This is a genomic window from Curvibacter sp. AEP1-3 (genome assembly GCF_002163715.1).
Lineage (GTDB): Bacteria > Pseudomonadota > Gammaproteobacteria > Burkholderiales > Burkholderiaceae_C > Allorhodoferax.
On the sequence record NZ_CP015698.1, the window covers coordinates 3,911,636 to 3,935,444 of the forward strand.

The following is a 23,809-nucleotide window of genomic DNA, read 5'->3' on the forward strand; positions in this document are numbered from 1 at the left end:
TGATATAGGTGCAATTCCCGTTCGGTAAATGATGCGCACATTGACTGTTTGGAAGTATCTGTATGGATCAACCTGAATTGCGATGTGGGTTTGAAGAAGTCTATGTGGGACTGCATTGGCTTGCATCCGATCGACACTGTTCGCAAATTCGTCGAGGTATCGCCACGGTTCCAACCCGTAGCGAATTGCGTTGCTGAGTGCGCTTTGGATGTGCCTCAGTTGCTGCACTTTCAACCAAGACTCATTCCAAGCGTTTAGTGGTCGACGATCACGATTCAGAAGTGGAAATAGCGACTCTTCCGTAAGTCTGTTGAAAACTCTTACGTGTCAAGAGCCGGAATCGCCGCCTTTTAGATTTCGCGCCCTCAACTCCAAACGACACTAATCACCTAAGCAGCTTCACCAGCGCCATAGCCGGGCGAATTCAAGCGCTCTTCAACGTCATATGTGAAATCCATGTCTTGCTGGATCGGATCCTCTTCAGGATGTTTGCTATTCCAGATCATCTCGTCGATCTTTAGGTGTACAGCATCTCCAACCATCTGCTGACGACGATCGGAAAGGGACCACAGCATTTGCGGGCGTGTAGCATCTTCCATGTCCACCCAAAGAACCATCTGTCGGCCATCCCGATTTCTTTTTCGAATGGCATGATTCGCGCGGTAAGACAGGCCAGTTTTTGGATCAACTCGATACTCAGCTCGAGCGGCGTCTGCCAGTTGCGCCGCGAAAAGCTCACGCGCCGTCTTGGGCTTTGGCATTGTGGCGCCTTGGCGAATAGCCCAATCAGCGATTTTTTCCATGTCAACGGCTTTCTCACCAGTCTCTTGCTTATACCGATGGATCAGCGCTTGCAACTGCTCGTTCTTAGTCATGTCGCTTCCCTACTTTATGCCCACAGGGGCAACATCACCCCAACCATCCACGACCGCACTGGGCAAAACACGATCACGAACCTTCGCCATATGGGACCTGAACAGGTCGTACCTTCCAGTTTTGAATTGAATTTGCCCAGCAACCAGTGCAGGGTGTACGCCGAGCACCTTAGCAAGTCCTAAGAAGTCCCGCTCTGGAAATATGGGTGCCTTGCGGTTGATAAAGCTATCGATGCGGGCCTTAGGAGCGCAGAACTCAGAAGCCGCCGCGTTAGCGATCCGCTCCTCCTCGTCAACGACATCACCATTGAGGTCCACATCGAGCGAAGGCTCAATTCTTCCGTGACCTTGGAGCACGTGTTCCAACTCATGGCGCAACACAAACCAAAAATTGTCCATACGGTCAAACCGCATCGTCAAACCGATCACTGGTGAGTGTTCATCAAGCCAGAGGCAAACACCATCAATCTTGGATGATTTGAGTGCCTCGACGATTACGAGTCGGATACCACACTCTAGGAGAATACGAGACGCATGCCGGGCTTCCTCGGGAGCGCTCAAGAGTGTCTTGAGCTTCGGAATTGCTGCTCGTGCAGACGCCTCTTGGTACTTTGGCGCCAACATTTCTTTGGCTATTTGTCGGACTCTGAATAACCATGCCAGTTGAGCCGGTGTTGCTTGCTCACCCTCAGACGTCTTCTTGGCGGCATGTGGAGTGTGCGCAATCTGGGTCGGATTCTGCCCATCGAAAAATTCGTAGAGCGCCTTGTCGACTGCACTCAAGTCGCGAATGTCTTCAACTTTTATCCACTGACGTTTGATCAACTCGGCTACGGGCAAATCAGCGAAAAGCTGTGCGCGTTCTGCACGCACTGGATTGGGAATAGTGACAATTCGCGCCTTAGCCAGATCAAAGTTGCGCTGAAGCTCAAGGAAGCTCTCTGCAGGAACTCCGAAAACCTCTTCAAGCGAGATGGCAACCTCAGGGGTGACCGCCTTTTTGCTAGAAATAAGCTTACTGATGCCCGTTTCTTCGACTTCCAAAACTGCAGCGAGAATGCGGTTATTCCATCCGCGCGCGACTAACAACGCCTCGATAAGCTGCCCTGGGGTACGGAATTGCAGGTGGTCCATTTGTTTGCGATTCTATGCCAACTTGCACCAAATCGCAAACTTTCTTTCAATCAACGTCGCCGGATGCTATACCGTCTCGGTAAGCACACTCGTGTATTTGAGCTACATCTGGGACAGGTTTTCAAGGGGGCTACATGAGGCTATCCCCGCCTTTGGGCTTGGGTCCTGCTCCGTTCCTTTTCCCTCCCCAGGACGGGCGGGCGGACGACGCCCTCAACCAAGCCTCAGCCCGAATCGTAATGGGCGTCAAAAGCTGGGGGGTACATCGAATCAACTCTGAATCGCCCCGGATTTCCTAGACACTTCCGAGCCGTTGGAAAAAGCGTTTCTCGAACTCTACGGGAGACACGCCGCCAGCCGTATTGTGGCGGCGCTTGGGGTTGTAAAACATTTCGATGTAATTGAACACGTCAGCACGCGCATCTTGCCAGGTTGCATAGGTTTTGCGGCGAATACGCTCACGCTTGAGTAGTTGGAAGAAACTCTCCACCACAGCGTTGTCATGGCAGTTGCCACGCCGGCTCATGCTGCTGACCAGGTTGTGCTCGCGCAGGAAGGTCTGCCAGTCATGGCCCGTAAATTGACTCCCTTGGTCGGAATGAACCAATACGGGCTCCTTGGGCTGACGACGCCATAGCGCCATCAGCAAAGCGTTGAGCACCAGTTCCGTGTCAATGCGACTGCCCATGGACCATCCAATGACCTGTCGCGAGAAGAGGTCGATCACCACCGCCAAGTACAGCCAGCCCTCATGGGTTCGGATGTAGGTGATGTCAGTAACCCATGACTGGTTGGGCTTGTCAGGTGTGAACTGCCGATCCAGGTGATTGGGGGGCTACGGCCGCAGGCGCTCCACCACGCTTGCCCGGGCGTCGGTGGTAGCCCGTTTGCGAACGCAGGCCTTCTTGCCGTAGCAACCGAGCCACCCGGTGCTTGCCGCAGGTTTCTCCCAGATCGCGCATGTCGGTGGTGAGCTTGCGATAACCATAGGTCCCACCGCTCTCCTGCCAATCTTGCTTGAGCAGACCCAGCAGTCGTTGGTCATCCTTGGCGCGTTCGCTGTGGGGCTGTTGCTTCCAGGCGTAGTAGCCGCTGGGGTGCACGGCCATGACCTTGCACAACAACCGCACACGGTGCACTGGCACGTGCCGCTGAATGAATGCGTACCTCACCCGGACAACTTGGCAAAGTACGCTGCGGCCTTTTTAGGATGTCACGCTCCTCGGTGACGCGTTTGGGCTCGGCCTTCAGGCGGCGCAGTTCTTCGGTCTGCGACAACTGCTCCCGGCGTTGACCTGCTGGGGTTTGTTGTTCCTTGATCCACTTGTACAAACTGTGCTGGCTGACCCCCAGTCGGGATACGACTTCGGTTACCGGGTAGCCCTTGTCAACGATCTGCCTGACGGCTTCGATCTTGAACTCTTGCAGATATCTCTTGTTGCTCATGGCACCTCCTATTGGGCCTCAGGTTTGAGGCTCGAAGGTGTCTACGATTTCCGGGGCGATTCAAGCCCGTAAAGCGCTCTATGCAATGAGTCACGGTTTTGGGGAGTTTGACCATCTGGGCGAGTTGGTGTTAGCGGCACACACCGGAGCTGTCTTTGCGGAGCAAGGTTGTGGACAGGACTTTCTTACAGACTTTCACGTTGCATTGAGCCATCTTGCTGACTGCAGATTGCGAGCACTTGCGGACAGAAGATACACACTCCTTGAACAGGAAATCCCGGCGATCAATCAACAACATGATTGCTTTGTATGAGCAGCAAGTATCATTGGTCACGCAAGACGACTTGACTAACGCTATCGTCGAGGGATACCGGCGTTCTTCTCTTCCCATCCAAGGTACTACGCCCCTGGCGTAGATTGCAATTTGTCCATGGCGCGTTCAGTCAAAGTCGCTCTCTGTGCCTGTCTCAACCTAGGCACAACCCTTGGATAAGCATCCAATCGTTGAAATCTGTCTTGCAGTACACAATTGCAGCGAACCCTCTCGAAGCCCACCGATATAAACGCCTCAGTTCGCAGTGTTGGGACGAACTGAGAAGTTAGAAATATACGAGTGGCTATAGCCACCGCATGTGCTGAGGGGCATTCATGGCTTCTGGGGAGGCGGCTTTCCGTAGGGGCGCCTATTTGTCGGCGTTGAGGCGTTGGGTACCAACGCATTCCCTGAAAATTTTCTTTAGGTACGTTGTGGACAGACTCCTGTTGAAGGACGGTCTGCGATACATCTTTTCCGACGTCAGCATTCCAAGTCGCAAGCAAATGCTGAACGGACTGGTCGAGATTTTTATACTGATCTCACTTTACGTCATCGCATTGCAAGCTGTTGCGCAACCGATGCTGTCGGAAAAAGCAGAGACAGCCAAGTTTCCGGTCAATGTGGGCTGGTATCCGGAAACTGTGAACTTCGCTCCAGATGAGAGCAACTTCATCGTGACCGCGTGTCCTGACCCCTACGTCAAGCGCGACAGATTGCAATGCAAGATCTTGCGCTATGACATCCTAGGAGATCGATGGGAAAACCTTCCCGATCTCAATGCGGATGCGAGCTATGGAGATGTTGCATACACCTGGAATGGGGATGCCATCTTTGCTCAGGAATACGCACCTTGCACCTCGCCCCCTCCATCGGAACCCACGCGCCAGTCATGCAACAAGCTTGTTCTGCTCAATCTGAATGGAAAAAAGATAAAGGAGCTCACCAGTGATCCATTCAACACCTATCTATATCCCAGCCTGACCCAAGACGGCACACGCATTTTGTATTGGGGCGTGAGCAATCAACTCCAAGGCGGCATGGGTGGCGGTGCTTGGGATGTCAAAGAACTCGATGTAGCCACCCAACGCACAGTGCAAAAGACCGACTACCAAGCGGCCTTTCCAAAGGTTACGCCGAGGTATATGCCTGATGGCAAGCGTTTGATGTTGGCGGCAGAGGATTATCCAAAACGACCCAACGACGCTGATTTCTTTGTAACGCACGAAAGAACCGGGAGGTCATTTCGAACCGACTACACGGGAAAGTTCGGCAGAAACATGACGGTTGTCATTGAAGGTCTCCGAGACCCCGTACGGCCGTACTTTCCTACGCTCAAGAAGGTGGAGAAAGACGGCCAAGTCCTTTGGGAGCCGGTGGACGATCACATGTGGTTGATCGTACGGGATGTCTCCAGAGACGGGAAGCTTGCTGTCTATGACGACAGAGGTATCGGAATGTGTTTCCGTTATTTAGATCAGCCGCTTCGTCATGAAGAGTGCTTTTCCAGAGCATCCTTTGGTTTGTATTGCTGTTGTCGGGCCGCACCCCGCACCCCGCACCCCGCCGGTCGCGGGTGGACGGGGCTGTGCTCTCGTGATGGTTCACGGGCTTGGAGCGCGGTATGAAAAGTTGGCAAGAAGATTTACTTGACCTTGCGTCTGGCAAGGCAACGTGTGAACGTGAGATTTTTAGACGAGTTGAAGAGGCTGCTTTAGCGCTTGGGTTCGAACATGTGGCCTACGGTTTTCAGTCGCCCACGCCGTTCAGTAGACCGAAAATTACACTGCTGAACAGCTACCCTCTGTCGTGGCAAGAGCGCTATGCCCAAGCGGGATACCTTCAAGTCGATCCAACCGTCGCTCGCGGACGTCGTTCTCAAGAGCCGATTGTCTGGACAGACCAAGTTTTTGCGAATGCACAGAGTCTTTGGGATGAAGCCAGAGAGCACGGACTGAGGGTCGGCTGGGCACAGTCCAGTCTGGATGTCTTGGGTTCGGGAGGCATGCTTACGCTGTCAAGGTCTTGCGAGTTTTTAAATCCCCAGGAGCTTGAAGCCAAACAACAAAAAATGCGGTGGCTCGTTCAGGTGGCTCACCTAGCGTTTTCGCGCTTGCTTCGGTGTAATCAAACAAATGGATCGCACAGGCTCTCAGCCCGGGAGTTGGAGGTCTTGAAGTGGTCTGCCGACGGGAAGTCGGCGCAGGATATAGCGGACATTCTGAACGTATCAAAGAACACGGTGGACTTTCACATCAAGAACTCCGTGGCTAAAATGCAGGTAGCCAATAAGACAGCGGCAGTGGTACGCGCTGCATTGCTCGGGTTACTCTATTGACGCACCGTGTTTGCGTTCTCCGGGTAGTAATGCTTATCTCTGAGTGCAGCAGTGTATGTAGACCGCAGGAAAAGTGGGCACGCGAAAATGCATGTTTCCGAATCGGGCCAAGTTCGAGCGACAGTCGACGATCTCTTGAGTGTCTATTTTTTTCACCATTTTTCCGGCTTAGATATTGAAGTTGGCGATCCTTCAAAAGGCTGCGGTCGTCCAACCGCTATCTCTGGATTTACAGAATGGGTTGGTCACTCTTTGTTTCAGATCTCCATCGGTTGGGATTGGCATTTGGAAGTGGAAGGAGACATCGTTCGCTTGATGCGAGCCGATTGCCCTCGAACTAATGTTCAGCTTATCAATTCAGATGGGCGGGATTTCGCCTGGGAACAAAATCTTCAGATTCTCGGGACGATTGTTGACGCGTTACCTTGGGCGATCTCGGTAGAGACCCATTTTCTTCCATCAGACGACGGGCTCGTATCGATGTGACGAGTTTTCTCCCCCGAGCATTCCCCCGTTCCGCCCGAGGGGCGACCTCTTCTAGAGTGCGGCGCGTCCGACCATCTGACGCGCACTCAGTGCACCTCATCTCTTGGTCGTGCCTGCGGATTGTTTCGCCGCCGTGAACATGAACCTACTTTTTTTAGTAGGTTACACCACCCCAAACCTTGAACACAATAACCCCAATTGTAAAGGGGTGGGTATATGCATTGCGTTGCTGGTAGGCGAGAGGAATTGCCGCCGCACCTGATGGAAGCGGTGGGGCGCTATCGTCACAAGGTTTTTGTCAGTCACCTTGGTTGGTCATTGCGATCCTCGGGAGAGGTTGAGGCAGACGAGTTCGATGGGCCTGACGCTGTATACGTCTCCTCGCAAGACAAGCATGGTCACGTTAACGGCGTAGCGCGCCTATTGCCGACAACGGTTCCTTACTTGTTAGAGAAAGTATTTCCATCGCTTTGGGGTGGACTTGAGTTGCCGCGCAGCGCTGAAGTATGGGAGTTGTCGAGATTTGCTGCTGTCGATTTTGATACTTGCGCATCCCTGGCAAATCAGGCTTCAGCAAGTCACGCGGCAAGTCTATTTCAACAGGTGGTTCGGATTGCAGCAGAGCATGGAGCCCGCACTCTGATTACCGTATCGCCGGTCGGAATGGAGCGTCTACTCCGAGTCAACGGATTTCGAGCTATACGAGCAGGGGTTCCTGCACAACAGGGCGGGTGCTCTGTTGTTGCGCTCAGTATTCCCCTCAGTGAATACATGGAGGTGTGGCAATGAACCGTTCAAAACTAACTCGCTGGTCACGCGTCGTGAACCCTCAGACCAATCGCGGACTGCTCATCCCGATTGATCATGGCCTTACGTCGGGTGAGATGGACGGTCTCCTCCACTCGTCGATGCCGGCACGCTGGTTGAGTCACCCAGCGATCACGGCGGTGGTGGCGCATAAGGGTATGGTCGCCCGGCTGAATGAAACAGGTTGCCTTCTGGGGAAAGGTGTCATCTTGCAGCTGAACGGGATGATCTCGAGTGCTGCTCAGCCTCACCGCAAGGAGTTGCTGACCTCTATCGATGCGGCGCTGCGCATCGGAGCTGATGCGGTGAGTCTTGACCTCGTCTTCGATGGTGAGCAGGACGGCCATAACTTGAAGCTTCTCGGATGCGTGGCGGACGAAGCAGTCGACTATGGATTGCCGATCCTCGTGATGGTCAAGTGCCTCGGTGCGCAGGCCTCTGGCGATTCGGCAATTCCTCGTCTGCGCCGGGTTGTGAGGTCCATCTGGGAGCTAGGCGCAGACGCCGTCAAGCTACAAAAGCCTGATTCGATGAGCGACATCCCTGAGTTGCTTGATGGGCTCACAAAGGACATCGACGTCTTCTTTGCTGGTGGTCCACGAAGTAGCGACGAGGAGATAGCTCGTCTTCTGACGCTGGGACTGAACTCGGGTGCCAGGGGCTTGTGTGTTGGACGTAATGTGTTCCAGAACGCCCATCCGGAGAAGTTCCTGACTGCGCTGGGCTTGCGAGCGGCAAGGCAGTCTGACCAGAGCCTATCCCTAGTCAGAGCACTTTGATGTACGGACGAGAGGACCGAACGCAATGAGCCAGCACAGCGACGATCAGCATACCTCCGTCCTCAGCGTTGCGCAGCGCTATTGGCTAAAACTGAATCCAGCCCTGGGTGCTGGCAACTTCCTGCATGTTGCGCACGGTCTCAACACCGCATCGGACGTGCCGCTGGTGTGGACCGACGAGCCGTTCAACTTGGGCGGGCAGGCGGTCGAAGGGCCGCTATCGCTGAGCCAGCTGAAGGCGGGCGCCGATGCCCTGGCCCGCTGGTACGTGAGCCACGGCGTGCGTGCGAAGGACCCAGTGGGCGTCTACGGCAGCAAAGGGCTGCACTACCTGCTGCACTACGTGGGGCTGACCGCGCTGGGGGCGATCCCGGTCCTCGTGAACGGGGCGATGCCGCGGGCCATGGCGCTGGCGCACATGCGCCGCGTCGGTGCGGTGGGCGCGGTGGCCGACCAGGCGCAGCACGCGGCGCTGGCCGAGATCGCAACCGCGGGCGAGTTCAGGTTCCTGGCCCGCATGGACCAGATCGTGCCGCCGGGCGACGAGCAGCCGCTGCCGCAGCCGTACCCGTTCGTCCATGACGACCTCGACCCGGTGATGATCACCCACAGCTCTGGGACGACCGGGGTGCCCAAGCCGGTCCTGCTGCAGCACGGCAAGTGGTTCCATGGCCTGCGCCACCTGCTCGGCCTGCCCGCGGCGCAGGGCGCCGAGCGCTACCTGTCGTGCCTGCCGGTGTCGCACAACGCGGCGATCGCCTATGCGATGCATGCCATCCTGTGCGGCGCTGCACTGATGGTCGTGTCCCAGCAGCGCGCGGACGTGTTGCTCGACAGCATTGAGCGCTTCAAGCCTTCGACGGTGGTCTCGTTCCCGGCGAACTATGTGGCGATGGTGGCCAGCGGCCTCGAGGGCCGCGCCCTGGAGTCGGTCAACAACTGGATCAACAGCGGTGATGCCGCGCACGAGGCCCACATCCGCCAGCTGGTGCGCCACGGCCACCATTACCGGGGCGCGCAGCGGGTGAAGGGCTCGCAATTCATCGACGGCCTCGGCTCGTCAGAGATGGGCCACTCGAGCTTCCGGGTGGTCTACACCTCGGCCGACCAGAACTTCGATCGCTGCGTCGGCCTGCCGCAGGAATGGGTCGATGCCCGTGTGCTGGGCGAGGACGGCCGCGAGCTGCCGGTCGGCCAGGTCGGCCGGCTGGGCATCAAGTCGCCCAGCGTGACCAGCGGCTACTGGAACGACTCGCTGCTCACCCACCGCAGCCAACTGGCCGGCTACTGGCTCACCGGTGACCTGGTCTACAAGGACCGGATGGGCTGCTTCTTCCACGTCGACCGGACGACCGACCCGATCCGCACCGAGCAAGGCACGCTGTACAGCCTGCAGACCGAGGAGCTGATCCTGAAGATCTGCCCGGAACTGCTCGACTGCACGGTGCTGGGCCACCCGGTCGGCGAGCACTTCGAGCCGGTCGTCTACGGCTACCCGTACCCCGGCGGCTCGGTTGACGAGGCGGCGCTGCTGGAGCGCATGAACGCCGAGCAGCAGCGGCTGGGCCGCCCCGCGCTGGTGAGGCTGAAGCAGGTCGATGCGGCCGACATCCTGGTGGGTGTCACCGGCAAGGTCACCAAGCAGGCGATGCGCCAGTGCATGGCCGAGACCGCCTGATCCCGATCAGGCGACAACGAAGGATTCACGATGATGGCAAAGCAACACGTTTTCGAATGCGAAGGTCAATGGAACGGCGCGCTGATGCGCGGCAACGGCCAATTCCGGGCCGGTACGCTCCATGGTGAGTATTCGGTCCCGCGAGAGATGACGGGCCCGGGCGTGGGGACCAACCCCGAAGAGCTGCTCGTCGCCGCGGCCCACACCTGCTACCTGATGACCTTGTCGGCATTGCTGGGCGCCGAGGGCGTCAGCTACACCGAGCTGTCCAACCGCACCAGCGCCGTCTTCGATAGCACGCCGCAAGGCCCGGTGCTGGTCGCCGTGCGGCACGCGCCCGTCGTGCGGATGGCGCCCGATGCCCGCATGCTCTTCGGCGGCACGGTGCAAAGCTGCATGCTGCAGGCCGAGACGGCCTGCATGGTGGCCAAGACGATGGCGGGCAACGTCACGGTGAAGGTGCAAGGGCGCGTCGAAGCCGCGCTTGAGATCGCCTAGGACCTGGCCATGACCAGACTTACAGACTGGCTTCAGACCGCAGCTTCTCGGCTGCGCGCGCCTGAGGCGTCGATCGCCGCACACGGCGCCTCGAACGCGACGCCCCGGCCGCCGCTGACCCAGGTGCCCACAGTCGCTTCGTGCGTGCGCGGCCCCGTGCGGCCCTATCCGTTCGACCAACGTCTGGAGCGGCTCTATTTCGCCGATAGCGCGGCGTGGCTGGACCGGGTGGCGCTGATCGACTCACCGGCACCCGGTGTTCGCCGTGAACTCAGTCACCGTGAGATCGGTCACCGGGTGGTGGTGCTGGCCCATCGGTTGCACGCCGCGGGCGTGCAACCGCAGCAGACCGTGGCGGCTAATGTCGAGCGCACGAGCGAGCTGGTGGTCGTCATCCTCGCGACCTGGCTGGTCGGGGCGGTCTACCTGCCGCTGGACCGGGCGTTCCCGCCAGCCTACCTGGCCTCGCTGTGCGAGATCGCCAAGCCGAGCATGGTGGTGACACGTGGCGGCGACGCCGCCGAGCTGGGCGCCACCGGAGTCCCGTGCCTGGACCTGGCGTCGATCAATTTCGCCGCGGTGTCCGGTGCGGGCGGCGCCGGCCTCGAGCCTTTCGCGCAGGTCTCGCCTGATGCGCCGTCGCTTCTCATGTTCACCTCCGGCTCGACGGGCCAGCCCAAGGGGGTCATGCACAGCCAGCGCCAGCTGATCAACCGGCTGCACTGGATGTGGGAGGACTACCCCTACGAGCCCGGCGACGTGCAGGGGCAGCGGTCCCCGATGAACGTGATGCCGTCGATGTGGGAGCTGCTCGGCGGCGTGCTCGCCGGCGTGCCGACGGCGCTGGCGCCCGACCGGGTACTGCGCGAGCCCAGCGCCTTATTCGGCTGGTTCGCTGAACAGGGCGTGACCCAGCTGACGCTGACGCCGCCGCTGATCAAGCTGCTGCTCGACCTGAAGCGACGCGGCGCGCAGCACCCGTCGCGCTTGCGCCGGGTGATCAACGGCGGGCCGATTAGCGCGGCCTTGCAGGACCGCTTTCACGCCGAGTTGTCCGGCGTCAAGCTGCTGCACGACTTCGGCTGCACCGAAACCAACACCTACCTGCACGACGCGAGGCCGATCGTGCCCGGTGCGGCCGACAGCATGGGCGGCTACCGCCCGATCGCCAACACCACCATCCATCTGCTCGACGAGCAGGGCGCGCCGGTCGCGCCCGGCGTCGAGGGCGAGGTCTACATCCACGGCCCGAGCCTGGCGCTGGGATATCTGGGGCGGCCCGAGCTGAGCGCCGAGCGCTTCATCGCCGGTGGGCCGGCGGGTTGCCGGGTCGAAGGGCATCTGTTTCGCACCGGCGAAATGGCGGTGCTGCAGCCCAACGGTACGCTGCGCATGACCGGCCGCTTCGACCACCAGGCCAAGGTCAACGGGTTGCGGGTCGAACTGGAGCATGTCGAGCTGGTTCTGGGCGACCACCCCGGCGTGTCCGAATGCGCCGTGATGGCTCATGCAACGTCCGAGCTGCACACGCGGCTGACCGCCTTCTGGGTCGCGCGTGAGGGCCAGCCTGCGACCGCCGAGGCGCTGCAGCAGTTCCTGGCCGAGCGGCTGCCCACCCACATGGTGCCCGGCCACTTCCAGCTGCAATCGGCGCTGCCGCGTCGCCCCAACGGCAAGGTCGACCGGGTGCTGCTCAAGCAGCAGGCGACGGACACGGCACCTCAGGTCACGGTCGTGGCCGCACCGATCATCGGCGTGTCCTTGCTGCGCGAGGTGGCGGCTGGCGTGCTGGGTGTTGCGGTGGACCGCATCGACCCGCAGGTCGAGTTTGCCAACCAGGGCTTCGACTCGGCCTTGCTGATGAGCTTCGCCGAGGCCGTCTCGGCGCGCACCGGCATCGAGTTGCAGGTGGCGAGCTGCTTCGACCACCCGAGCATCGAAGCGCTCGCGCGCCACCTCGGCCCGGGCCAGCTGGCCGGCGGCCACCGCTTGCAGGCGGCGCCCGTGCTGCCGGCGGCGCAAGTCGGCATCGCCATCATCGGCATCAGCCTGCGCGTGCCAGGTGCTGCCGACCGGGATGCGTTCTGGCGCAACCTCGAACACGGGGTCGAGAGCGTCGGCGAGATCCCCGCCGAACGCTGGAACGCCGACGCCTACTACGACCCCGACATCTCCGCCATCGGCAAGTCCAACAGCAAGTGGGGCGGCTTTCTGCACGATGTCGACCAGTTCGAGCCACTGTTCTTCCACCTGTCGCCGAAGGACGCGGCGGCGATGGACCCGCAGCAGCGCCTTTGCCTGATGGAATCATGGCGCGCGCTGGAAGATGCGGGATATGCGCCCGACAGCCTGGCCGGCCGGCCGGTCGGTGTCTACATCGGCGCCCGCGAGCCCGAATACCCGGTGCTGGCCGCGCGCCAGGGGCAGCCCGCGAACGCCGGCCTGATGCTGGGCGGCGACATGTCGCTGATCGCGGCGCGGCTGTCCTACTTCCTCAACATCGAGGGCCCGAGCGTCGTGGTCGACACCGCCTGTTCGTCGTCGATGACAGCCTTGCACCTGGCCTGCGCCGGCCTGCGGCAGGGCGACGCCGAGATCGCACTGGCCGGTGGTGTCTGCCTGACGCTGGACCCGTCGTTTTACGTGGCCAGCAGCAAGCTCGGCATCTTCTCGCCGACTGGCCATTGCCGCGCGTTCGACGCTGCGGCCGACGGTTTCGTCCACGGCGAAGGTGTAGCCTTCGTGGTGCTCAAGCCGCTAGCCGCCGCGCTGCGCGATGGCGACTCGGTGTATGCCGTGATCCGCGGCACCGCGATGAACCAGGACGGCCGCTCCAACGGCATCACCGCGCCCAACGGGCTGGCGCAGACGCGGCTTCAGACAGGGCTATACCGCAAGCTCGGCGTCGAGCCCGCGAGCATCGGCTATGTCGAGGCCCACGGCACCGGCACTGCATTGGGCGACGTGGTCGAGCTGCAGGCCTTGGTGCGCAGCTTCGAATCGGCTCCGCTCGAGCCCCGCTCGGTGGCCATCGGGTCGGTCAAGCCGAACGTCGGTCATCTGACGGCCGCCTCCGGCCTCGTAGGCGTGATCAAGGCCGCGCTGTGTGTCCACCGTGGTCGGTTCGTGCCGTCGATCAACTACCGCGAGCCCAATCCGAAGATCGACTTCGACCGCACCCCGTTCTACGTCAACACCGTGGCTCGTCCGTGGCCGACGCCGGTGGGCGATGTGCGCCGGGCGGCGATCAACTCGTTCGGCATCGGCGGCACCAACGGCCACTGCGTGATCGAGGGCCTTGCTCAGCGGGAGGCCGCGCCGCCGGAGCGGACGCGTTGGCTGCTCGCTCCGGTCAGCGCGCGCACCGAGCGCGCGCTGACCGCCCGGTTGCGGCAACTGCGCGACTGGATCGACGAGAACCCCGACGTGGCGCTGCACACGGTGGCCTTCACGCTGGCCTGCGGCCGCAGCCGCTTCGCCCACGGCCATGTCTTCGCCTTCCACGATCGGCAGCAGTTCCGCGCCCAGCTGTATGCGGCGATCGCCGGCCGATCCCATGACGGTGTATGGCCGTTGGCGCCAAATGAACAGCGCCGCGCGATCGACCCGTCGGCGCTGGCCGAAGGCGCGCGGCGCTGGCGGCTCGCGCTCGACGCCGAGCCCGATCAGCCGGCCGTCGAACAACTCGGCCGTCTGATCGCCGCCGGCTTCGAGCCGCGGTGGGAGGAGTGGTTCGCCCGCAACGAGCGCCGCCGCACCGCGCTGCCCGCCTACCCGTTCGACACCGAAAGCTGCTGGCTGTTGCGCCGCGACGTGGCCGTACCGACCCAGGCCGCGCCGGCACCGACCGCGGTCGCACCGCAGCCGGATCGGGCATCGGCCGCAGCGATCGCAGCCGTCCTCGCGACGGTGCGCACGGGGCTGGCGCAGGAGCTGGGAATGGACCCGGCTGCGATCGACCCGGATGCCGCGCTGTCCAACTACGGCATGGAGTCGGTCAAGGCGATCAACCTGCGCTTCGTGTTCGAGGCGCGGCTCGGCGTGGACCTCTCGGTGCAGGACATCGTCAGCGCCGAAACCGCGCGCGATCTGGCGGTGCTGGCATACGCCCAGTCAGCCAGGTCAGTGGCCCCGCCGGCCGGCGACGCTGCCCGACCCGCCGACCTTGAGCACGCCACCGACGCCGAACTGATCACGCTGTTTCGGCAGCTGTCGACATCAACCGAACCCGACCTGAGCCATGCAAGTTGACGACTTCAAGAACCTGTCGTTGCCGGAAAAACGTCGTGTGCTGGCGATGATGCAGGCGCGGGCGGCAAGCACCAACGTGGCCGTCGATCACCCGGCCGTACCGGCCCCGGCGCGCCAGAACCATCCGCGCCTGGTGCGGGACGCCGCACCGGCCGACTCGCCGTTTGCGCTCACCGATCTGCAGACCGCCTATCTGGTGGCCAAGGTCAACCCGGTGCGGGTGGACCGGGCCGGCTGTCACGTCTACCTCGAGCTCGACGTGGACGGAATCGATCCGCAGCGCCTGGAGCGGGCTTGGGCGCAGGTGGCCAAGGCGCACCCGATGCTTCGCGCGCAGGTGCTGCCCAACGGCATGCAACGCATCGTCAGCGACCGCTCTCTGCCGACGTTCGGCGTGGCCGACCACCGCGACAACGCGGTCGCTGCGCAGCGCTGTATCGAGCGCGTGCGAGACGAGCTCTCGCATCGCCTGTACATGCCCGGCGACTGGCCACTGTACGAGATTTGCGTGACGCAACTGCCCGAGGGCGCGTCGCGCATCCACGTGAGCATGGACTCGTGGATTGTCGACGCCCACAGCGCCGAGCAGATCTACGCCCAGTGGCAGGCCTGCTACGAACAGCCGGACCAGGCCCCGGCCGCGCCCGACGTCCGCTTCAGGGACTTCATCCACAGCATGAAGGCGTTCCGCACGTCCGACGGGCATGCGCGCAGCCTGGCCTACTGGAAGCGGCGCTTGGCCGACATCCCCGATGGCCCCGCGTTTTCGTGGTCGGACGTGATCGACAAGGCCCCCGTGAATCCACGAAACCGCCGGCGGTACGTGGCCACCGTGCCGCAGGCGCAGTGGGCGAAGCTGCAGGCGCTGTTCGCGCAGCGCAAGCTGTCGGCCACCGCGGGCGTGCTGGTCGTGTTCTGCGACGTGCTGCGCGGCTGGACGACCAGCGACCGCTTCGGCCTGGTGCTGACGCTGCAGAACCGGCCGCCGATGCATGCCGACATCCAGCGTGTCGTGGGCCCGTTCACGTCCAGCGCGATGTTCGCTGCCGACCGCGTCGATGGCGAAACCCTGGGCGAGCGGGCACGCCGCTATGGCGAGCAGTTGCTCGAGGCGCTGGACCACGGGCACGTCGGCGCGATCGAGGCCTGGCGCAGCCTGGGCCCGGACCGACCGCAGCGCAACGACCGCGTGGTCTTCACCAGCCTGTTGGCCGCCGGTGGCGCGGCGGGCGAGCAAGCCGGCTGGATGCAGCGCAAGGTCTTCGGCTCGGCGCAAACGCCGGGCACGGCACTGCATTGCCAGCTGCGCGCGGTGCACGGAGCGCTGGAAATCACCTTCGATGCGGTGCCCTCGTGGTTCAAGGATGGCGTGGTCGAGCGCATGCTTGAAGCTTTCCAGTCGACGCTGCAGGCGCTGGCCGACGAGCCCGCGTCGTGGGACCGCACGTCGCTGGCTCGCGGCCGCGCTGCGGCGGCGAATGCACCGGCCACGGCCACCAGCGTGCCGATGACGCTGCTGCAGCAAGGCTATCTCGCCGAGCGCATCCGGCACCCACGCCAGGCCAGCGGCTACATCTTCCGCTCGTTCCGGTGCGAAGCCTTCGAGCCCGCGCGTTGGCAGCAGGCGTTGGATGCATTGCTGGCCGATCACCCGATGCTGAAGGCCTATGCGAGCCCGCGCGGCACGCTGGAATGCCCCGCCGCGGTGGCGGCGTACGCGATCCCGGTCGCCGACGCGTCGGACGTCCAGGCCCAGACCCGCGCGATGCTGCAGGACTTCGTCGCCGACCGCGGCTGGCCCGCCTTCCGCCTGCGCCTGCTGCGCCAGGCGGACGGTTCGGCCCTGCTGCTCAGCCTGCTCGACATGGCAGCGTTCGACGCCCATTCGGCGTGGAGCTTCTACCGCGAACTGATCGGCCGCGCGCAAGGTGCGGCGGGCACGGGTGAATCGAGCGGCTGGAAGCCCTTCTTGCTGCAACGCGGTGCCGCGCGGGGCAGTGAGGCCCACCGGCGCCACTGGGCCGCACGCTGGGCCGATCTGCCGGCAGGCCCGCGCCTGGCCGCCCCGCGAGCTTCGTCGGCCAGCGCGACCGATACCCACGCCACGACGCGCTGGACGCACACCTGCGCCGACACCGGGCCGCTGGACGCGTGGGCATCGGCGCACGGCGTCAGCCTCGAAGCCGTGCTGCTCGCCGCCTATGCCCGCGCGCTGCCGAACGACCTGCAGCCATTCGCGCTGGGTGTCGTCGACTACGGCCTGCGCCAGGCGGGCGGCTCACCGTTGATCGGCTTTGGCGATGCCACGCGCTTCGCCTGGGCGACGGCGTCGGCCGATCGTTTGTCCATCGCGCTGCTGGCCCTCGCCACCGCGTTCGATCGCGAACTGGCGGCGGATCGCCAGCATGCCGATGCCGAGCCGTTCCACGCGTTGCGCGCCCATCTCGCATCAGGCCACCCCGCCGTCGTGCGCTCGGCCGTGATGACGAACTGCCTCGACGTGCCGGCCCCAGCGTTCCGCGGCGTCACCGAAGTGGATGTCGCGTCGGACACGCCGGGCGTGGCGATCGACAACATGGTGCAACGCAGCGCCGGCGGCCTGGCCGTCAGCTGGATCGTGCGCCGCGGCCAGGTCGACTTGGCAGAAGCCCAGCGCTGCTTCGACCGCTATGTCCAGGCGATCGAGTCGCTGGTCGAGACCCCGTCACTGGCCGAAGCGGCCGGCGAGAGGATCAGAGCTAACGAGCGCGCGAAGCGTCTCGCGCAACTGGCCCGTTGGAACGCCACCGACGTGCCCTACGACCGTACGGTGTGCCTGCACACGCTGTTCGAGCGCCGCGCGCGGGCCGAGCCGTTTGCCATCGCCGTGCTGAGCGACGACGAGGTGCTGACCTACGGCGAGCTCGACGCACGCGCCAACCGGCTGGCCAACCACCTGCAGGATCTGGGTGTCGGCCGCGGCACGCTGGTGGCGATGATGCTGCCGCGCACCAACCACCTGGTCATCACCGCGCTGGCGATCATCAAGTGCGGCGGCGCGTTCATCCCGTTGAACATCGACGACCCGCAAGACCGGCTGACGCGCGTGTTGGCGCAGGCCCAGGCGACCATCGTCGTCTCGATGCGCGACCACTACGGCCGCTTCGACGACCCGGCGCGCCGTGTGGTGCTGCTCGACGCCGAAGCCGAGCAGATCGCCCGCCGGGCTGGCCAGTTCCAGCCGCGTGAGGCCGTCTCGTCGGAGGACCGCGCCTACATCATCTTCACCAGTGGCAGCACCGGCACGCCCAAGGGCGTGATCGTCCGCCATCGGCCGGTGGTCAACCTGATCGAGTGGGCCGAGCGCACTTTCCACTTCAACGCGACCGATCGGGTGCTGTTCGTCAACCCGCTCAGCTTTGACCTGTCGATCTTCGACCTGTTCGGCATGCTGGCCTATGGCGCCAGCATCCGCATCGTCAGCGATGCGGACCGCACCAATGCGCTGGCGGTGGCCGGCTTCCTTAAGGATGAGCCGATCACCTTCTGGAACTCGGCACCAGCCTACCTGCAGATGGTGTTGCCGTTTCTCGAGGGTGGCGTCAACCGGGCGCGCGCGCGGCTGGAGCGCATGCGCGTGGTCTTCCTCAGCGGCGACTGGATTCCGCTGGCGATGCCCGACGCGATGAAGGCGGTGGCGCCCGCGGCCCAGGTCATCAGCCTGGGTGGTGCGACCGAAGCGGCGGTGTGGTCGAACCACTTTCCGGTCGGGGCCATCGACCCGGCATGGCGCAGCATCCCGTACGGGCGCCCGATCCAGAACGCGCGCTACTACATCCTCGACGAGCAGCGCGAGCCGGTGGCGGTGGGTGAGGCGGGTGACCTGTTCATCGGCGGCGAGTGCCTGAGCGACGGCTACATCAACGAGCTGGCGCTGACCGCGCAGAGCTTCGTCAGCGACCCGTTCCATGAGCGTGCCGGCGCGATCATGTACCGCACCGGCGACCGGGCGCGCTTCTTCGCCGACGGCAGCATCGAGTTCCTCGGCCGCATCGACCATCAGGTCAAGCTGCGTGGCTACCGCATCGAGCTCGGCGAGGTCGAGGCCGCGCTGGAGGCCGCCGGCCTTCCGCGCGCGGTGGCGGTGGTGCGCGACGATGAAGCCGGCCGGCGCCTCGTCGGCTTCGCTGCGGCATCGGCCGCGGTGCCGCCGGGCGAGCTGGTCGACGAAGCCTGCCTGGCGTCGATCCACGGCCGGTTGCCGGCCTACATGGTGCCTGCGCAGGTGATCGTGCTGCCGGCCTTGCCGATCACGCCGAACGGCAAGGTCGATCGCAAGCGTTTGACGCAGGAGCGCATCGCGACGCTCGCCGCGTCCGCGGTGATGGTCGACGCACCGGCGCCGGCGATGACGGCGGCGCACGCCGGCCCGATCGACACGCGACTGGCCGACTGGCTGACGCGCGCGGTGACCGAGATCCTCGGGCCGGACCAGGCCGCTGTCGGCCTGGACGACAACCTCGGTCAACTGGGCTTCAGCTCGCTGCACTACACGATGCTCGGCGCCAAGCTGGTCAACGAGCTGGGCGTGGCGATGAACCCGGCGTTGTTCTTCCGCTATGTCAGCGTGGCCGAGATCCGCGACCACCTGCTGCGTGAGCAGGCGGCGGCGTTGACAGCGGCGCTGGTGGCCGCCCCCGCTGCGGCGGCAGCGGTCGCTGCGACACCTGTCCACGCCGAGGGCGATATGCCCGGCGCATTGGAACGCTGGCTGCACGTCGCGGTGAATGCCGTGCTCGGTGCGACCGAGACGCCCGTCCGGCTGGACGACAACCTCGGCCAGCTGGGCTTCAACTCGCTGCACTACACCTCGCTCGCGGCGCGCCTGGCCGACGAGCTCGGCATGGCGCTGAACCCGGCGCTGTTCTTCCGCTACGTGTCGATCGCCGAGATCCGCGACTACCTGCTGCGCGAGCATGCGGGCGCGCTGGCTTCGGCGTTGCTCCCGGCGGCCCCGCGTGTGGCGCTGGCGTCCGGCCCCGTGGCGCCGGCCGTCGAGCCGGCAGCCGTGGTGCCCGAGGTGCCCGAGGTGCCCGAGGTGCCGATGGCCCACCCTGGCGCCATCGCGATCATCGGCATGAGTGGCGTGATGCCGCAGGCGGCCGATCTCGACGCCTTCTGGCGCAACCTGCTGGCCGGCGCCGACAACAGCAGCCTCATCCCGGCCGACCGCTGGGATTGGCGCACGGTCGATGGCGACCCGCACGGCCCGGGCAACTTCACCAACGTGCACCGCGCGGCGTTCATGAACGACGTCGCCGGCTTCGACGCGGCGTTCTTCTCGATCTCGCCGCGCGAAGCCGAGCTGATGGACCCGCGGCAGCGTCTGCTGCTGGAGGGCGTCTGGTCGTGCCTCGAAGACGCCGCACTGCGGCCAGGCGATCTGCGCGGCGAATCCGTCGGGCTGTTCGTCGGCGCGACCGGTGACGAATACGCGACGCTGTCGCTGCAGCCCGGGCGCGAGATCGACCGCTTCACGCTGTCGGGCGTGTCGCGCACGATCCTGGCCAACCGGGTCAGCTACCTGTTTGATTGGCATGGCCCGAGCGAAGTGGTCGACACCGCATGCTCCAGCTCGCTGGTTGCCGTGCACAACGCGGTCCGGGCGCTGCAACACGGTGAGTGCAAGCTGGCGATCGCTGGCGGCATCAACGTGATGATCGACCCGGTGCCGCATGTCTGCCTGAACAAGATCGGCATGCTCGCGGCCGACGGCCGGTGCAAGACCTTCGATGCGCGGGCGGATGGTTATGCCCGCGGCGAGGGCATCGGGCTGATCCTGCTGAAGCCGCTGGCCGATGCGCTGCGCGACGGCGACCCGATCCACGCGGTGATCCGCGGCAGCGCGGTCAACCACGGCGGTCGCGCCACGGCGCTGAGCGCGCCGAACCCGGCGGCGCAGGTGCAGGTCATCCAGGCGGCGATCCGCGCGGCGGGTGTCGACAGCGGCCGCATCGGCTACATCGAAGCCCACGGCACCGGTACGGCGCTGGGTGACCCGATTGAGATCGAAGCGCTGAAAGAGGTTTTCACAGACCTGCAGGGCGAGCGCGGTCACACGCGCGCCGAACCGGAATCGGTCGCGCTGTCGTCGGTCAAGCCGAACGTCGGCCACCTCGAATCGGCGGCGGGCATCGCCGGCTTGCTGAAGGCGATCCTGTGCGTGAAGCATGGCCAGTTGCCGGCGACGCTGCACCTGGAGCAGCTCAACCCGAACATCCACCTGGAAGGCAGCCCCTTCTTCATCGTGCGCGAACGGCAGGCTTGGCCGATGCCGCGCGATGGGCGGGGCGGGCTCGGCCCCCGGCTGGCCGGTGTCAGCTCGTTCGGCTTCGGCGGCGTGAACGCGCACGTCGTGGTTGAGCAGCATGTCGCACCGGCATCGAACCCGGCGGCGCGTGGTGGCGATGCGTGGTGGATTCCGCTGTCGGCCCAGGGTGCCGCTGAACTACGTGCACTGTGCACTCGTCTGTCTGATTACCTCAGCGGATTCAGGCGCGAAGTCGCACTGGCCGATGTCGCGCAGACGCTTCAGTCCGGCCGTACCAGCCTGCAGAAGCGGGCACTGCTTCGCGTCGGCTCGCTGGATGAACTGATCGATGCATTGACGGCGCTGGCCGAGGATCGGCCAACGCCGGCCCTGCACTGGCGCGGCAGCGTCAAGGCCGCGCCGATGCGCGGGGTGACGCGGCGTGCGGCCGGCGAGCTGCTGCCCGGCGGTGACGACGTGGCCGAGCGCTGGCGGCAGCACAGTGACGCAGCGTGGCCACGCAGCACCGCGAACGCGTCGAGGCGCCGCATCCACCTGCCGACCTACCCGTTTGCGCACACGCCGTACTGGTTGCCAGCCCTGGCGACGGAGGCCGCCTCGGCGCCGTCCGGCCTGTTGCCGGCCAGCGTGGCCGACGGCATCGCGTTGTCGCCGACGAACACCGTGCTGTCGGCCCACGCCGTGGCCGGCCGGCCGGTGCTGCCGGCAGCCGCCTACCTGGCGTTGGTGCGGCGTGCGGTCGACGTGACGGACCAGCGCGTCATCACGCTGGCCGACGCGGTGTGGATGCAGCCGTTCTCGGCCACCGAGCCGCAGGTGCTTCGGCTGACGCCAGGAACCAGCCGGCAGGGGCTGAAGCGCTTCACCTTCGCCAGCGGCGTGGGCGATGCGCCAGTCGAGCACTGCACGGTCGACGTGCTGGCGGCCGGGCACTCGGTGATCGACGGCGAGCCGGTGCAGGTGTCGGCTTTGCTGCCGCACCGGGCGACCCTTGACGCCTGCTATGCCGCCTTCGAGCGTGGCGGTGTGCAGTTGGCCCATCCCTATCGCAGCGTGCAGAGCTTGAGCTTCGACCAGGGGAGCGCAGTTGCGAGCCTGCGCATCGAAGCGGGCGACGCCGAGTCGTGCTGGCTGCTGGCATTGGACGGGGCGCTGCAGGCGATTGCGCTGCACCACCAGCTGTCGCGGCCCGATGGCGCGCCGAGCCTGCCGTTTCACGTCAAGCGGGTGCACCTGCAAGGGCATGTCGGCGGCGCCGGCGTCACCGAGCTGACCGTGAGGCTGGCGGCGCAGCAGGCGGTGGCCGGCGGCCCGGCCCGCGTGGCGCAGTACGACGCCGATCTGCTGGATGCCGCCGGGCGCCGCATCGGGCGCATCGAGTCGTGCGCAGGCAAGAGCCTCGGCAGAACGGCGCCACCGGCACGGACACCGAAGGCCGTTACCACCGAAGCGCAGGCGGCGCACCTTTACGTGCCCCGCTGGGAGCCGGTGAATGCCGCACGGGCCTCGTCGCCGGTGCGCGGCATGCTGGTCAGCACCGGTTCGTCGTGGGCCACTCCGGCGAGTTGGCTGCGGGCGGAACGTTTAGGCAGCGAACAGGCCGCCGCGGCGCGCTTGCTGCGCATCGATGCCGGTGCCGAGGCCGATTGGTCGGCCGTGCTGGCCGACGATGCTGCGCCCGAGCTGATCGTGCTGGACTACACGACGTGGCCGATCGCCGGCGGTGACGCGGCACCCGAGGCGGTCTACGCGCCTTTCAACGAGGCGTTCGCGCTGGCCCGCGCCGCGATGAAGCTGCGCACGCGCCGTCCCTTGTCGGTGGTTGCCGTCTACAGCGACCAGGCCGGTTCGCTGCTGATGCCGGCGGTGCAGGCGCTCGGTGCGTTCGGCCGCGCGGTGCGCAATGAGTCGCCAGCGCTGCGTTTCAGCGCGCTCGCGCTGGCCGCCGATCCGCGGCGGATCGATATGGCGGCGATCGGCGCCACCATCGCCGCGTTGCCGGGCGAAGCGAAGCGGGCGGTCAACTACCGCTGCACCGCGGACGGCCGGCTGCTGGCCGAACGACTGACAAAGGCGGCGGCCGACCCGGCACCATCGGCGCGGCCGCTGGCGGCCGGCAGCGTCGTCGTGGTCAGTGGTGGTGCGGGGGGCATCGGTCGCCTGATGGCCGGCTTCCTGACCGAGCGAGGCTGTCGCGTGGCGCTGCTCGGTCGCTCCGACCCGGCCGCCGTCGCGACCGAGCTGACAACGGCCGGCCTGGCCGACCCGCAGCGGTGCCGCTACCTGCAGGCCGACGTCACGCAACGCGACCAGGTCCACCACGCGCTCGGCCAGGTGCGGCGCGACTGGGGCCCGATCCAGGCGGTGTTCCACGCTGCCGGGGGCCGCGCTGACGGCATGCTGTTGCGCAAGGACAGCCTGACGGCGCGCACGGTGCTCGCGGCCAAGGTGCTCGGCGCCATCGCGCTCGACGAGGCCACACGCGGCGACCCGCTCGAACACTTCATCGCGTTCTCGTCGCTGGCGTCGTACCTGGGGCCGGTCGGCCAGGCCGACTATGCCTATGCGAACGCCTTCCTTAACGGGTTGGTGACGGCGCGCAACGAGCTGGTCCGCCAGGGGCTGCGCCGCGGCGCGAGCTGTTCGGTGGGCTGGCCGCTGTGGCGCGAGGGCGGTATGCGCATGAGCGATGCCGAGCGCGACTACATCGCGCAGCTGCACGGCATGAACGACATGGCCACCGACACGGCAATGAAGTGCCTGCTCGCCATTCTGGGCGGGGCGCACGAGACCGTCGCGCTCGCAGTGGGCGACAGCGAAAAGATCGACCGCTCGATGCTGGGCCGCGCTGCCGGCGACCTCATCGACGCGACATGAACCACAGCCATTGACGA

12 protein-coding genes and 1 pseudogene are annotated in these 23,809 nt (G+C 64.5%); 10 read left to right on the forward strand and 3 right to left on the reverse strand.

From position 1 onward, the window contains the following. Positions 1–389: 389 nt before the first annotated feature. From AEP_RS18335 to AEP_RS18345, 3 genes and pseudogenes are all read right to left on the reverse strand, one after another. A complete protein-coding gene (locus tag AEP_RS18335) occupies positions 390–875 on the reverse strand; it encodes a hypothetical protein (RefSeq protein ID WP_087496726.1) in 486 nt (161 codons plus the stop codon). A gap of 9 nt (positions 876–884) precedes the next feature. Continuing rightward, positions 885–2,009 carry a HigA family addiction module antitoxin gene (locus AEP_RS18340; protein ID WP_087496727.1) on the reverse strand — a complete coding sequence of 375 codons (1,125 nt, stop codon included), beginning with the start codon at positions 2,007–2,009 and terminating at the stop codon, positions 885–887. A 295-nt stretch (positions 2,010–2,304) separates the two neighbouring features. Beyond that, a pseudogene (locus tag AEP_RS18345) lies at positions 2,305–3,455 on the reverse strand (IS3 family transposase). 37 nt (positions 3,456–3,492) lie between these two features. Between AEP_RS18345 and AEP_RS20795 the strand changes: the two are divergent. The 10 genes from AEP_RS20795 (at position 3,493) to AEP_RS18390 (ending at position 23,792) form a co-directional block, all read left to right on the forward strand. After that, positions 3,493–3,768 (forward strand): hypothetical protein, encoded by a 276-nt coding sequence (locus AEP_RS20795; protein WP_157673212.1) that lies wholly within the window; start codon positions 3,493–3,495, stop codon positions 3,766–3,768. Positions 3,769–4,217: 449 nt separating this feature from the next. Next, positions 4,218–5,396 (forward strand): hypothetical protein, encoded by a 1,179-nt coding sequence (locus tag AEP_RS18350; RefSeq protein ID WP_157673213.1) that lies wholly within the window; start codon positions 4,218–4,220, stop codon positions 5,394–5,396. After that, a complete protein-coding gene (locus AEP_RS18355) occupies positions 5,393–6,106 on the forward strand; it encodes an autoinducer binding domain-containing protein (RefSeq protein WP_087496729.1) in 714 nt (237 codons plus the stop codon). The genes AEP_RS18350 and AEP_RS18355 overlap by 4 nt, the downstream gene beginning before the upstream one ends. Positions 6,107–6,193: 87 nt before the next feature. Next, positions 6,194–6,592 carry a DUF4902 domain-containing protein gene (locus tag AEP_RS18360; protein WP_087496730.1) on the forward strand — a complete coding sequence of 133 codons (399 nt, stop codon included), beginning with the start codon at positions 6,194–6,196 and terminating at the stop codon, positions 6,590–6,592. A gap of 261 nt (positions 6,593–6,853) precedes the next feature. Continuing rightward, entirely contained in the window at positions 6,854–7,381 is a 528-nt protein-coding gene (locus tag AEP_RS18365; RefSeq protein WP_232460033.1) for an acyl-homoserine-lactone synthase, read from the forward strand. Continuing rightward, positions 7,378–8,178 carry a class I fructose-bisphosphate aldolase gene (locus tag AEP_RS18370; protein WP_087496732.1) on the forward strand — a complete coding sequence of 267 codons (801 nt, stop codon included), beginning with the start codon at positions 7,378–7,380 and terminating at the stop codon, positions 8,176–8,178. The genes AEP_RS18365 and AEP_RS18370 overlap by 4 nt, the downstream gene beginning before the upstream one ends. A gap of 25 nt (positions 8,179–8,203) precedes the next feature. Continuing rightward, on the forward strand, positions 8,204–9,856 hold the full coding sequence (locus AEP_RS18375; protein ID WP_087496733.1) for a class I adenylate-forming enzyme family protein: 1,653 nt from the start codon (positions 8,204–8,206) through the stop codon (positions 9,854–9,856). Between the two features lie 30 nt (positions 9,857–9,886). Then, entirely contained in the window at positions 9,887–10,354 is a 468-nt protein-coding gene (locus AEP_RS18380) for an OsmC family protein (protein ID WP_087496734.1), read from the forward strand. 9 nt (positions 10,355–10,363) lie between these two features. Beyond that, positions 10,364–14,605, forward strand: a complete 4,242-nt coding sequence (locus AEP_RS18385) for a beta-ketoacyl synthase N-terminal-like domain-containing protein (protein WP_087496735.1) — start codon at positions 10,364–10,366, stop codon at positions 14,603–14,605. Next, on the forward strand, positions 14,595–23,792 hold the full coding sequence (locus tag AEP_RS18390) for a non-ribosomal peptide synthetase (protein ID WP_087496736.1): 9,198 nt from the start codon (positions 14,595–14,597) through the stop codon (positions 23,790–23,792). The genes AEP_RS18385 and AEP_RS18390 overlap by 11 nt, the downstream gene beginning before the upstream one ends. Positions 23,793–23,809: the final 17 nt, after the last annotated feature.